12 protein-coding genes are annotated in these 12,555 nt (G+C 68.9%); 7 read left to right on the plus strand and 5 right to left on the minus strand.

What is annotated here, in order from left to right:
* Nucleotides 1-25 precede the first annotated feature (25 nt).
* Genes HII36_RS28630 through HII36_RS28640 form a run of 3 tightly spaced genes read right to left on the minus strand, consistent with a single transcriptional unit; the run spans nt 26 to nt 3,446 of the window.
* Nucleotides 26-766 carry a succinate dehydrogenase/fumarate reductase iron-sulfur subunit gene (locus tag HII36_RS28630; protein WP_173526371.1) on the minus strand — a complete coding sequence of 247 codons (741 nt, stop codon included), beginning with the start codon at nt 764-766 and terminating at the stop codon, nt 26-28.
* A complete protein-coding gene (locus HII36_RS28635; RefSeq protein ID WP_173526372.1) occupies nt 763-2,685 on the minus strand; it encodes a fumarate reductase/succinate dehydrogenase flavoprotein subunit in 1,923 nt (640 codons plus the stop codon). The genes HII36_RS28630 and HII36_RS28635 overlap by 4 nt, the downstream gene beginning before the upstream one ends.
* On the minus strand, nt 2,682-3,446 hold the full coding sequence (locus tag HII36_RS28640; RefSeq protein WP_173526373.1) for a succinate dehydrogenase cytochrome b subunit: 765 nt from the start codon (nt 3,444-3,446) through the stop codon (nt 2,682-2,684). Before HII36_RS28640 ends, HII36_RS28635 begins: the two co-directional genes overlap by 4 nt.
* A gap of 134 nt (nt 3,447-3,580) precedes the next feature.
* Between HII36_RS28640 and HII36_RS28645 the strand changes: the two genes are divergently transcribed.
* The 7 genes from HII36_RS28645 (at nt 3,581) to HII36_RS28675 (ending at nt 10,908) form a co-directional block, all read left to right on the plus strand.
* Complete coding sequence (locus HII36_RS28645; protein ID WP_173526374.1) at nt 3,581-4,510, plus strand: LysR family transcriptional regulator; 930 nt, start codon at nt 3,581-3,583, stop codon at nt 4,508-4,510.
* A gap of 33 nt (nt 4,511-4,543) precedes the next feature.
* A complete protein-coding gene (locus HII36_RS28650) occupies nt 4,544-5,680 on the plus strand; it encodes a PP2C family protein-serine/threonine phosphatase (protein ID WP_173526375.1) in 1,137 nt (378 codons plus the stop codon).
* Complete coding sequence (locus tag HII36_RS28655; protein WP_236003959.1) at nt 5,677-6,822, plus strand: sensor histidine kinase; 1,146 nt, start codon at nt 5,677-5,679, stop codon at nt 6,820-6,822. Before HII36_RS28650 ends, HII36_RS28655 begins: the two co-directional genes overlap by 4 nt.
* Complete coding sequence (locus tag HII36_RS28660; protein ID WP_173526376.1) at nt 6,819-7,268, plus strand: response regulator; 450 nt, start codon at nt 6,819-6,821, stop codon at nt 7,266-7,268. Before HII36_RS28655 ends, HII36_RS28660 begins: the two co-directional genes overlap by 4 nt.
* A 192-nt stretch (nt 7,269-7,460) precedes the next feature.
* Nucleotides 7,461-8,249 carry a hypothetical protein gene (locus HII36_RS28665; protein WP_173526377.1) on the plus strand — a complete coding sequence of 263 codons (789 nt, stop codon included), beginning with the start codon at nt 7,461-7,463 and terminating at the stop codon, nt 8,247-8,249.
* A gap of 14 nt (nt 8,250-8,263) precedes the next feature.
* Nucleotides 8,264-10,159: a fumarate reductase/succinate dehydrogenase flavoprotein subunit gene (locus tag HII36_RS28670; RefSeq protein WP_173526378.1), complete on the plus strand. Its 1,896-nt coding sequence runs from the start codon at nt 8,264-8,266 to the stop codon at nt 10,157-10,159.
* Nucleotides 10,156-10,908: a succinate dehydrogenase/fumarate reductase iron-sulfur subunit gene (locus HII36_RS28675; RefSeq protein ID WP_173526379.1), complete on the plus strand. Its 753-nt coding sequence runs from the start codon at nt 10,156-10,158 to the stop codon at nt 10,906-10,908. The genes HII36_RS28670 and HII36_RS28675 overlap by 4 nt, the downstream gene beginning before the upstream one ends.
* 55 nt (nt 10,909-10,963) lie before the next feature.
* Here HII36_RS28675 and HII36_RS28680 read toward each other — a convergent pair whose 3' ends face one another.
* Both HII36_RS28680 and HII36_RS55895 read right to left on the minus strand, forming a co-directional pair.
* Nucleotides 10,964-12,277 carry a hypothetical protein gene (locus HII36_RS28680; protein WP_173526380.1) on the minus strand — a complete coding sequence of 438 codons (1,314 nt, stop codon included), beginning with the start codon at nt 12,275-12,277 and terminating at the stop codon, nt 10,964-10,966.
* 76 nt (nt 12,278-12,353) lie between these two features.
* A partial coding sequence (locus HII36_RS55895) for a hypothetical protein (protein ID WP_217370082.1) occupies nt 12,354-12,555 on the minus strand: 202 nt, incomplete at its 5' end.

The following is a 12,555-nucleotide window of genomic DNA, read 5'->3' on the forward strand; positions in this document are numbered from 1 at the left end:
CGGGCATCGGTTCTAGAAAAAGCGGCTACTTGGCGTTGGCCTTGAGGTAGTCGCTGTTCATCCGGGCGATGGTGTCGAGCGGGATGCCCTTCGGGCAGACCGCGGTGCACTCACCGGTGTTGGTGCAGCCGCCGAAGCCTTCTGCGTCCATCTGGTCCACCATGGCCTTGGCGCGGGTGAGGCGCTCGGGCTGGCCCTGCGGGAGCAGGCTGAGGTGGGTGATCTTGGCGGCGGTGAACAGCGAGGCCGAGCCGTTCGGGCAGGCCGCCACGCAGGCGCCGCAGCCGATGCAGGTGGCCGCGTCGAAGGCCGCGTCCGCGTCCTCCTTGCGCACCGGGACGCTGTGCGCGTCCGGCGCGGAACCGGCGGGGACCGAGACGAAACCGCCGGCCTGGATGATGCGGTCGAAGGCGCTGCGGTCCACGACCAGGTCCTTCACCACCGGGAACGGCGCGGCGCGCCACGGCTCGATGGTGATCTCCGCGCCGTCCTCGAAGTGGCGCATGTGCAGCTGGCAGGTGGTGGTGGCGCGCTGCTCGCCGTGCGCCACGCCGTTGATGACCATGCCGCACATGCCGCAGATGCCCTCGCGGCAGTCGTGGTCGAAGGCGATCGGGTCGTCGCCCTCGATGATCAGACGCTCGTTGAGTACGTCCAGCATCTCCAGGAACGACATGTCGGGCGAGACGTCCTCGACCCGGTAGGTCACCATCCGGCCGTCGTCGGAAGGTCCGCTCTGCCGCCAGACGCGAAGGGTCAGGTTCACTTGTAGCTCCGCTGGGTCATCTTGACGTACTCGTACTCGAGCGCTTCCTTGTGCAGCACCGGGCCGTCGGCGGAGTGCTCCCACGCCGACACGTGCGCGAAGTTCTCGTCGTCGCGCAGCGCCTCGCCGTCCTGGTCCTGGGACTCGGCGCGGAAGTGGCCGCCGCACGACTCGGTGCGGACCAGGGCGTCCAGGCACATGAGCTCGGCCAGGTCGAAGAAGTCGGCGACGCGGCCGGCCTTCTCCAGCACCTGGTTCAGCTCCTCGGCGGCGCCGGAGACCTTGACGTTCTCCCAGAACTCCTTGCGCAGCTCGGGGATACGCTCCAGGGCCTTGCGCAGCGACTCCTCGGTGCGCTCCATGCCGCAGTAGTCCCACATGAGCTTGCCCAGCTCGCGGTGGAAGGAGTCGGGGGTCCTGGTGCCGTTCACCGCGAGCAGCTTGTCGATCTTGGTGCGCACCCGGATCTCGGCCTCGGCCACGGCCTCCTCGTCGACCTCGCCGTACGGGCCGTTGGCCAGGTAGTCGCCGACCGTGGTGGGCAGCACGAAGTAGCCGTCGGCCAGGCCCTGCATCAGCGCGGACGCGCCGAGGCGGTTGGCGCCGTGGTCGGAGAAGTTGGCCTCGCCCACGACGAACAGGCCGGGGATCGTGGACTGCAGGTCGTAGTCCACCCACAGCCCGCCCATCGTGTAGTGGACGGCCGGGTAGATGCGCATCGGCACCTCGTACGGGTTCTCGCCGGTGATGCGCTCGTACATCTCGAAGAGGTTGCCGTACTTCTTCTCCACGGCGTCGCGGCCGAAGCGGCCGATGGCGTCGCGGAAGTCGAGGTAGACGCCGAGCCCGCCGGGGCCGACGCCGCGGCCCTCGTCGCAGACGTTCTTGGCGGCGCGTGAGGCGATGTCACGCGGCACCAGGTTGCCGAAGGCCGGGTAGATGCGCTCCAGGTAGTAGTCGCGCTCGTCCTCGGGGATGTCGCCGGGGGCGCGCTCGTCGTCCTTGGCCAGCGGCACCCACACGCGGCCGTCGTTGCGCAGCGACTCCGACATCAGCGTCAGCTTCGACTGGTACTCGCCGGAGACCGGGATGCAGGTCGGGTGGATCTGCGTGTAGCAGGGGTTGGCGAAGTACGCGCCCCGCTCGTGCGCCCGCCAGATGGCCGTGGTGTTGCAGCCCTTGGCGTTGGTGGACAGGAAGAACACGTTGCCGTAGCCGCCGGTGGCCAGCACGACCGCGTCGGCCAGGTGCCGCTCGATCTCGCCGGTCACCATGTCGCGCACGATGACGCCGCGCGCCCGGCCGTCGGAGACGATCAGGTCGAGCATCTCGTGGCGGGTGTGCATCTCCACGGTCCCGGCCGCGATCTGCCGCTCCAGCGCCTGGTACGCGCCGAGCAGGAGCTGCTGGCCCGTCTGGCCGCGGGCGTAGAACGTACGGGAGACCTGGGCGCCGCCGAACGAGCGGGTGTCGAGCAGTCCGCCGTACTCGCGGGCGAACGGCACGCCCTGGGCCACGGCCTGGTCGATGATGTTCACCGAGACCTGGGCCAGCCGGTAGACGTTCGACTCGCGGGCGCGGAAGTCGCCGCCCTTCACGGTGTCGTAGAAGAGCCGGTAGATCGAGTCGCCGTCGCCGCGGTAGTTCTTCGCGGCGTTGATGCCGCCCTGGGCGGCGATGGAGTGCGCGCGGCGCGGGGTGTCCTGGTAGCAGAACGACTTGACGTTGTAGCCCAGCTCGCCCAGCGTGGCGGCGGCGGACCCGCCCGCCAGGCCGGTGCCGACCACGATGACGTTGAGCTTGCGCTTGTTGGCGGGGTTCACCAGCTTGGCGGCGAACTTGCGCTTCTCCCACCGCTCCTCGATGGGCCCGGCGGGAGCCTTGGCGTCCCTGATCTCGGGGCCTTCGGTGTACTTCACTTGATCACTCCGAACGTGATGGCGAGCGGCGGCGCGAGGAACCCGACGACCAGCACGGCCGAGACCAGCAGCGCGGTCCCCTTCAGCGCCCGGTAGCGGGTGCGGTTGGCCCAGCCGAGCGTCTGGAAGGCGCTCCAGATGCCGTGCCGCAGGTGCAGGCCGACCATGGCCACGGCGACCAGGTAGATCAGCGTCACCCACCAGCGCGACGGGTCGAACCCGGCGACCATCCGGTCGGCGGGGGCGGAGTCGAAGCCCTTGGGGTTGACGACGCCGAAGGTCAGGTCGAGCAGGTGCCAGATCACGAAGAGCAGGATCGTGATGCCGCCGAACCGCATGATGTGCGTGGCGTAGCCGTTGGCCTGCGACTTCTTGGCCACGTACTTGACCGGCCTGGCCTTGCCCGCGCGGCGGGCCAGCGTGATCGCGGCCCACATGTGCAGCAGGACCGAGGCGGCCAGCCCGATCTCCAGGATCGTCAGCACCGAGCGGTAGGGCAGGATCGGCTCGAGCAGCGTGCGCAGCGCGTGCGCGTACTCGTTGAACGAGTCCTTGCCGAGAAATATCTTGAGGTTCCCCAGCATGTGGAGGACCAGGAAGGACACCATCGCGGCGCCGGTGACGGCCATGATGACTTTCCGGCCGTTCGACGAGCCCAAGAACCCGCCGGACGACTTGGGCTTCTTCTTCACAGGCGGCTTCGCGCCCTCGGGGGACGTAACAGGCGCGGTGGCGGCGCCGCGCTCTATCGTGGCAGTCACGTCTTCGAACCCTAGGTATCCAGCAATGATCCGTCCAAGTCATCACAGGTCTGGTTTCCATAGCCTGTGGCTATGATGTCTGCTTTATACGGCGGGCATAAAGATTTTCGGCCGGCCAGTGCGAGGAAAATCACATGCAGTTGCAGCAGCTGGCGTACTTCGTCGCGGTGGCGGAGACCAGGCACTTCACTCAGGCGGCCGAGCGGATGCGGGTCGCGCAGCCGTCGCTCAGCAAGCAGATCAAGGCCCTGGAGACCGACCTCGGGGCGCCGCTGTTCTCCCGCGCCCGGGGCAACGTCATGCTCACCCAGGCGGGCGAGGCGCTGCTCCCGCTGGCCAGGCGCATGCTGGCGGACGCCGACACAGCACGGCAGGAGGTGGCCCAGCTCGTCGGGCTGCGCAGGGGGCGGGTGCGGCTGGGCGCCACGCCGTCCCTGTGCGCCGGGCTGGTGGCCGACGCGCTGGCCCGCTTCCACCGCGCCTACCCGGGGATCGAACTGCTGGTCGAGGAGGGCGGCTCGCGTGACCTGGTGCGCGCGCTGGCCCGCGGGCAACTCGACCTGTCGCTGGTCATCACGCCGCTGCAGAGCGACGACCCGTCGCTGGTGACCGAGGAGATCCTGCGCGAGGACCTGGTGGTGGTCTCGCCGAGCCACCAGCAGCCGCGCGGGGCGTACCTGCGGATCGAGGATCTGCGCGGCCGGCCGATGGTGATGTTCAGGCGCGGCTACGACCTGCGTGAGACGACGCTGACGGCCTGCCGCCAGGCCGGGTTCGAGCCGCGCTTCGCGGTGCAGGGCGGCGAGATGGACGCGGTGCTGCGCTTCGTAGAGGCGGGGCTCGGGCTGGCCGTGGTGCCGTCGATGGTGCTCGACGGCCGGCCGGGGCTGTCCGGCACGCCGCTGGCCCCGCCCGGCCTGAGCCGCACGATCGCGCTGGCCCACCGCAAGGACGTGGAGCCGACCACGGCCGCCCAGGCCTTCCGGACGACCCTGCTGTCGTTCGTCGTCGAGGCCGGACACGAAGGCACACTTCCGCAAGGGGTGGCGCTCATCGCAGAATGAGCAGCAAGAGCCCGACTCCCCGAAGAGGCGTGTGTGACGGCAAATCTCTCCGAAACGCTGACGCTGCTCCTCATCGAGGACGATGACGGCGACGCCTTCCTCGTCGAGGAGCTGCTCAAGCAGGCCGAGACGCCGCCGAAGATCATCTGGGCGCGCACCCTGCAGGAGGCCAAGTCCCGGCTGACGCCCAAGATCCAGTGCGTGCTGGTCGACCTCACCCTGCCCGACGCCACCCGGCTGGAGGCGCTGGAGGAGGTCCTGGCGCTGGCGCCGCACGCGGCCGTGCTGGTGCTCACCGGGCTCAGGGACGTCCACGTGGGCGTCGCCGCGGTGCAGGCCGGCGCCCAGGACTACCTGGTCAAGCAGGACATCGACGCCCGTCTTCTGGCCAGGGCCATCCGGTACGCGATGGAACGCAAACGCGCCGACCTGGCGCAGCTCAGGCTCGTCCAGGCGGAGCTGATCGCCAAGGAGAACGCCCGGCTGGAGAACGGCTTACTGCCCGTCAAGCTGCTGCACACCGACGCGATCGAGCACACCACCCGCTACCTGCCGGGCAGCCACGGGTCGTTGCTGGCCGGCGACTTCCTCGACACCGTGCAGACCGCCGACGGCGCGGTGCACCTGGTGGTCGGCGACGTGTGCGGGCACGGCCCCGACGAGGCCGCGCTCGGGGTGTCGCTGCGCATCGCCTGGCGCACGCTGGTGCTGGCCGGCCAGACCGACGACACGCTGCTGCGCACCATGGACGCGCTGCTGCGGGTCGAACGCAAGGCCCCGGAGATCTTCACCACGCTCTGCATGGCCACGATCACGCCCGACCTGCGTTACGCCAGGATGCGCGTGGTCGGCCACCCGCCGCCGGTGCTGGTGCGCGACGGGATCGTGGCCGTGGTGGAGGACGCGCCGTCCGGGCCGCCGCTGGGCATCTTCCCCGACGCCGAGTGGAACGTCATCGACGTCCCGCTCGGCGAGGACTGGTCGATGATGCTCTACACCGACGGGCTGATCGAGGCCGCGGTGGGCGAGCACGACGAACTGCTCGGCGTGGACGGCCTGGTCAACCTGGTACGCGAGCACGGCGCCATCGACCTGGACCGGCTCATCACCCACGTCGGCACGCTGAGCGACGACCTCGCCGTGATCCTGGTGCGGAGGAACAGAGATTGAGCATCCACCCGCTGCCGCCGCCCAAGGAGCCCACCGGTCTCGGCAGGCTGCCCGCCGGGCGGTGGTTCACGCTGATCGGGGTCGTGTCCGTGGGGGCGTTCCTGGCCGGGGCGGTCGCCACGATCGTGCTGGTCGGCCAGGTGCGCGCCGCGAATCCGCGCCCGGAGGTGACCGTCCAGCTCGACCGGCTGAACGTGGCGCTGATCGTGCTGTTCGCCACGATGCTGGCCGCGGGCGCCGGGCTGGTGGTGATCGTGCGTTACGCCGTGCTCAAGCCCATCGACCAGCTCACCGAGCAGGTGCGCACGGTGGCCTCCGGCGACTTCGACCACCGGCTGCACGTCGACAGGCCGGCCGAGCTGGCGGAGCTGTCCAGCCACGTCGACTCGATGCGCAGGCGGATCGTGACGGCCTGGCGCACCGCCACCGAGCAGGCCGACGAGTTGCGCAGGTCCAACGGCGAGCTGGAGCAGTTCGCCTACGTGGCCAGCCACGACCTGCAGGAGCCGCTGCGCAAGGTGGCCAGTTTCACCCAGATGCTGGAGCAGCGTTACGGCGACCAGCTCGACGAGCGCGCCAGGCAGTACATCCACTACGCGGTCGACGGCGCCAAACGCATGCAGTTGCTGATCAACGACCTGCTGGACTTCTCCAGGGTCGGCCGGGTGACCGGCGAGCGCGCGCCCGTCGACGCCGGCCAGGCGCTGGAGCTGACGCTGGACAACCTGTCGGCCACGATCGAGGACACCGGGGCCAGGGTGACCTCCGACGACCTGCCCCGGATCATGGGCAACACGCTCCAGCTCACCCAGTTGTTCCAGAACCTCATCGAGAACGCCATCAAGTTCCGCTCCGACGACCCGCCGCGGGTGCACATCGGCGCCAAGCGCGACGGCACGATGTGGGAGTTCAGCTGCACGGACAACGGGATCGGCGTCGAGCCCAAGTACGCCGACCGAATCTTCCTGATATTTCAGCGCTTGCACCCTAGGGACGTGTATCCAGGAACTGGCATCGGCCTCGCCCTGTGCCGCAAGATCGTCGAGTATCACGGCGGGCAGCTGTGGCTCGACGACGGCGGCGGCCAGGGCCAGGGCGCGACGTTCCGCTGGACGCTACCCGCTGTTGGAGACGACGAATGATCGATTGGCGCCCCATCGAAGTGCTCCTCGTGGAGGACGACCAGGGCGACATCCTGCTCACCAAGGAGGCGTTCGACCTCAACAAGGTCAGGAACCGGCTGCACGTGGTGAACGACGGCGAGCAGGCGATGGCCTTCCTGCGCAGGGAGGCCGGCTACGCGGCGGCGCCGCGGCCCGACTTGATCCTGCTCGACCTGAACCTGCCCAGGATGGGCGGAATGGAAGTGCTGGCCGAGGTCAAGGCCGACGCGGAGCTGCGCACGATTCCGGTGGTCATTCTGACGACGTCCGAGGCCGAAGAGGACATCCTGCACAGTTACCGGCTGCACGCCAACGCGTACGTGTCCAAACCGGTGGATTTCGAGCAATTTATCCGAGTTGTCCGGCAAATAGATGATTTTTTCGTGACTGTGGTTAAGCTGCCCAGCCAAGGGCAGCGCCTCTGACGGGCGTACGTGACAGGAATCACAGCGGGTCATCGAAAAAGTGAGTGACCCCGCTCACAAAATCCGATGCGGTCGTCGTAACGTATCCCCCACCAACGCGCGCCCGAGCGGCATCCGCACCGCGTACGCGCGCCCAGCGAACGACCCGGACCCCCTCGCGTGCAGGGTCCGCGGGAGGTGGAGAGGTCCGCGATGACCCAGACGACGCCCGACGCTCCGGTCAGAAGGCAGCGTGCGCAGATCAAGGTGCGCACCCTGCGCACCGACAGATGGTGGCTGGTCCCGCTACTGACATTTCTCGGGCTCAGCTCATTCCTCATTTACGGTGTGTGGGCGATCATCGACACGAGCAATGTCGCCGAGCCGTACATAGCCCCGTTCGCCTCGCCGTGTCTGACGACCCAGGAGGTCTGCGACGGCGCGCGGCTGTTCGGGTGGGCGCCGGTCGGCGACTGGTGGGCACTGCCGCCAGGGCTGCTGATTCTCGGCCTGCCCGGCGGATTCCGGCTGACCTGCTATTACTACCGCAAGTCGTACTACCGCTCGTTCTGGCTGTCGCCGCCCGCCTGCTCGGTGCAGGAGCCGCACGGCAAGTACACCGGCGAGACGCGCTTCCCGCTGATCGTCCAGAACATCCACCGCTACTTCTTCTACGCGGCCATCCTGATCGGCCTGATCCTGGCCTACGACGCGGTCCTGGCGCTCGTGCACAAGCCGCTCGGCCTGGGCACCTGGGTGCTGATCGCCAACGCCGTGCTGATCAACCTGTACACGCTGTCGTGCCACTCCTGCCGGCACATCACCGCGGGCAGGCTCAACCACTTCTCCCGTCACCCGCTGCGCTACCGGGCCTGGACGTTCGTGTCCAAGCTCAACGCGAAGCACCAACCCCTCGCGTGGGCCTCGATGTTCTCCGTCATGGGTGCGGACCTCTACGTCCGACTGGTCGCCAAGGGCATCATCGCCTTCCCGTACGCGTAAGGAATCTGTCTACAGTGGAAATCGAGCGTCACGAATACGACGTCGTCGTCATCGGTGCGGGCGGCGCCGGGCTGCGGGCCGCTATCGAGGCCAGGCAGCAGGGCAAGAGAACGGCGATCGTCTGCAAGTCCCTGTTCGGCAAGGCCCACACGGTCATGGCCGAAGGCGGGGCCGCCGCCGCGATGGGCAACGTCAACCCCGACGACAACTGGATGGTGCACTTCCGTGACACCATGCGGGGCGGCAAGTTCCTCAACAACTGGCGCATGGCCGAGCTGCACGCCAAGGAGGCCCCGGACCGGGTCTGGGAGCTGGAGGCGTGGGGCGCGCTGTTCGACCGGACGAAAGACGGCAAGATCAGCCAGCGCAACTTCGGCGGCCACGAGTACCCGCGCCTGGCGCACGTGGGCGACCGTACCGGCCTGGAGCTGATCAGGACGCTGCAGCAGCGCGTGGTCGCGCTCCAGCAGGAGGACTACGAGCAGTACGGCGACTACGAGGCCTACATCAAGGTCTTCGCCGAGTGCACGGTGACCAGGCTGCTCAAGGACGGCGACCGGATCTCCGGTGCGTTCGGCTACTGGCGCGAGAGCGGCAACTTCATCCTCTTCGACGCCCCGGCCGTGGTGCTGGCCACCGGCGGCATCGGCAAGTCGTACGTGGTCACCTCCAACTCCTGGGAGTACACCGGCGACGGCCACGCCCTGGCCCTGCTGGCCGGCGCGAACCTGATCAACATGGAGTTCATCCAGTTCCACCCCACCGGGATGGTCTGGCCGCCGTCGGTGCGCGGCATCCTCGTGACGGAGTCGGTGCGCGGCGACCGCGGCATCCTGCTCAACTCCGAGGGCAAGCGCTTCATGTTCGACTACATCCCCGAGGTGTTCAAGGACAAGTACGCCACCACCCCGGAGGAAGGCGACCGCTGGTACGACGACCAGGCCAACAACCGGCGTCCGCCGGAGCTGCTGCCCCGCGACGAGGTGGCCCGCGCGATCAACTCCGAGGTGAAGGCGGGCCGCGGCTCGCCCCAGGGCGGCGTGTTCCTGACCGTGGTCGGCCGCATGCCCGGCGGCGAGGCGGAGATCAGGCGGCGGCTGCCGTCGATGTACCACCAGTTCAAGGAGCTGGCCGACGTCGACATCACGGCCGAGCCGATGCAGGTCGGCCCGACCTGCCACTACATCATGGGCGGGGTCGAGGTCGACGCCGACACCGGCGCCGCGGCCGTGCCCGGGCTGTTCGCCGCGGGTGAGGTCTCGGGCGGCATGCACGGCTCGAACAGGCTCGGCGGCAACTCCCTGTCCGACCTGCTGGTCTTCGGCCGGCGCGCGGGCGCGGGCGCGTCCGAGTACGTCGACGGGCTCCCCCGGCGTCCCAAGGTGAGCCAGGAACTCGTGGACGAGGCCCGCGACGAGGCTCTGGCCCCGCTCGAGCGCGGCGGCGAGAACCCCTACGAGGTGCACCACGAGCTCCAGCGGACGATGAACGAGCTGGTCGGCATCATCCGCAAGGAAGAGGAGGTCGCCGAGGCGCTGGAGGCCGTGGAGAAGCTCAAGGAGCGGGTGCGTCTCGTCGGCGCGGCCGGGTCCCGGATCTACAACCCGGGCTGGCACCTGGCCATCGACCTGCGCAACATGGTCCTGGTCTCGGAGTGCGTGGCGCGTGCCGCGCTGCTGCGCACCGAGAGCCGCGGCGGGCACACCCGCGACGACTTCCCCGGGATGAATCCGGAATGGCGCCGCAAGCTGCTCGTCTGCTCCACCCCGGACGGCTCCACGGTCCAGGTCGACGAGCAGCTCCAGCCGACCATGCGCGAGGACCTGATCACCCTGTTCGACCGGGACGAGCTGAAGAAGTACCTCACCGACGAAGAGATGGCCGAGTTCGACGGGATCGCGGAAAAATGAGCTATAAGGCGAAGTTCAGGGTCTGGCGCGGCGAGGGCGGCGAAGGCAAGCTCGAAGACTTCACCGTCGAGGTGAACGAGGGCGAGGTCGTCCTCGACATCATCCACAGGCTCCAGGCCACCCAGGCGCCCGACCTGGCCGTGCGCTGGAACTGCAAGGCGGGCAAGTGCGGCTCCTGCTCCATGGAGATCAACGGCAAGCCGCGGCTGGGCTGCATGACCCGCATGTCCACCTTCGAGGAGGACGAGACGATCACGGTCACGCCCATGCGGACCTTCCCCGTGATCAAGGACCTGGTCACCGACGTCTCGTTCAACTACCAGAAGGCGCGTGAGGTCCCGTCCTTCACCCCGCCGGCGGACGTGCGGCCTGGCGAGTACCGCATGAAGCAGGTCGACGTCGACCGCTCCCAGGAATTCCGCAAGTGCATCGAATGCTTCATGTGCAACAACGTCTGCCACGTGATCCGCGACCACGAGGAGAACAAGGCCGCCTTCTCCGGGCCGCGCTTCCTCATGCGGATCGCCGAACTGGACATGCACCCGTACGACGTGGCCGACCGCCAGGAGGCCGCGCAGCAGGAGCACGGGCTCGGCTACTGCAACATCACCAAGTGCTGCACCGAGGTCTGCCCCGAGCACATCAAGATCACTGACAACGCGCTGATCCCGATGAAGGAGCGCGTGGTCGACCGGAAGTACGACCCGCTGGTCTGGCTGGGCAGCAAGATCTTCCGCCGCCCCAAGTAGTCACACGCGAAAGAGGAGGGCGACCCTGCCGGGTCGCCCTCCTCTTTCGCGTGCTTCAGTCCGAGCGCTTCCAGGGCTCCCGCGCCGAGTCGGGCATCTCCCTGGTCTCCTTCGTCTCCTTCATCGGCGGCAGCGGCTGGACGGCCGTGACGTCGTCGTCCCGCGGCGGGCCCGCGTGCTGCCAGGGCTCCGAGTCGCCTGGCTCCGCGGCCGGCGACGGACCGAACGGGCGCTCGGGCCGCTCGAACCGGCTCGCCGCCCCGCCAGGCGGGATGTCGCCGGGCGGCTGCTCCGGCGGGATCAGCGGCTCGAACGGGTCGCGGTAGGGCTCGTCCGAGGCGCTCGGCGGGTGGTTGTAGGAGTCGAACTCGTCCGGGTGCAGGACCACGGCGTCGGGATGCGGCTCGTTCGGGTAGACCGGCGGGCCGTACGCGTGCGGGTCGTAGCCCTGCGGCCCGTAACCCTGCGGCGGGTACGGCTGGCCCGGGTCCTGGTAGCCGGGGTCCTGGTAACCGGGGCCGCCCGGACCGTAGGCGGGGGGCGCCTGGCCGCCGGGGAACGTCTGCACCGGCACGAAGCTGATGATCGGCGCGTACGCCGTACCGCCCGGGTAGCCGGGGGCGGGGAAGGAGGCCGTGGCGTAACCGGGTCCGGCCGGGTAGCCGGGCGGCACGTCGCCGGGACGTCCGGCGTTCGGCCCGGCCTTGCGCACGGCGGCGGCGTGGGCCATGCGGCGCAGCCGTCCCTCGAAGATCAGCACGGAGAACAGCGCGAGCAGGACTAGCACCAGCGCCGGAATGCTCAGCTTCTGGGTCAGCGTCCGCTGGTCGAACTCCGGCGCCGCGTTACGCAGCTCCAGCGGCACGGTGTCGGACTGGGCGCCGGTGTTGTCGGTCGGCAGCGTCGTGGCCGGGGGCGGCGTGTCGCTGGCCACGCTCGGGCTCGGCAGCTCGATGGACGTCTCCGGGGACGGCGTCGGCGTGATCGCCGGTACCTGGACGTCCTGCGTGGGCGGCGGCGCCGGGTTCTGCGTCGTCTGGTTCTCGCTCGGCGTGGGCGCCGCCGACGACGTGGTCTTCGTCGGCTTCGGCGCGGCCGAGGTCTTGGTCGGGCTGGCCGTGACGGTCTTGGTGATCGTCGTCTCGGGCTGGTCGGGCGTCGGCGTGCCCAACGTGGTGGTCACCGTGACCGTGGTCTCCGGGTCGGGGGAGGCGTCGCAGACCTCGCCGGCTTCACACCCTTCGATGGGCGGATCGAACGCCGACACCGAGGCGCTGGCGGCCGGGCCGATGAACGGGGCGATCCCCGCACCGGTCAGCCCGAGAGCCAGCACGATCGCGGACACGGCCGTCGCTCGCGTACGTGCCACCTGTGCCCTCCGCCGAGTCTCCCGAAACCATGGTCAAGGGAATACTAGTCGGGTAAAAGTAACAGTAAAGGCGGAATTACAACACCTTTTGCCGCATCCGTGCGCGTTGCGTCCTGGCGACCAGCCACAGTGCCCCCATCAGCACCGCGATGCCCCCGCTGACCACCGCGAACCCCCACGGCCCTGCCAGCGGATTCACCCACGCGACGGGCTGAGTTCGCTTCGGCGCCATCCCGATTTCCCTCGGCCACGGCGCCTCCCCACCGAAAACCATCCCC

It is taken from the genome of Nonomuraea antri (assembly GCF_013283785.1).
Taxonomy (GTDB): domain Bacteria; phylum Actinomycetota; class Actinomycetes; order Streptosporangiales; family Streptosporangiaceae; genus Nonomuraea; species Nonomuraea antri.

Excerpts from the sequence above, each read along its gene's own strand:
- HII36_RS28645 (WP_173526374.1), top strand. The coding sequence starts at position 3,581 with ATGCAGTTGCAGCAGCTGGCGTACTTCGTCGCGGTGGCGGAGACCAGG.
- HII36_RS28660 (WP_173526376.1), top strand. The coding sequence starts at position 6,819 with ATGATCGATTGGCGCCCCATCGAAGTGCTCCTCGTGGAGGACGACCAG.
- HII36_RS28665 (WP_173526377.1), top strand. The coding sequence starts at position 7,461 with ATGACCCAGACGACGCCCGACGCTCCGGTCAGAAGGCAGCGTGCGCAG.
- HII36_RS28675 (WP_173526379.1), top strand. The coding sequence starts at position 10,156 with ATGAGCTATAAGGCGAAGTTCAGGGTCTGGCGCGGCGAGGGCGGCGAA.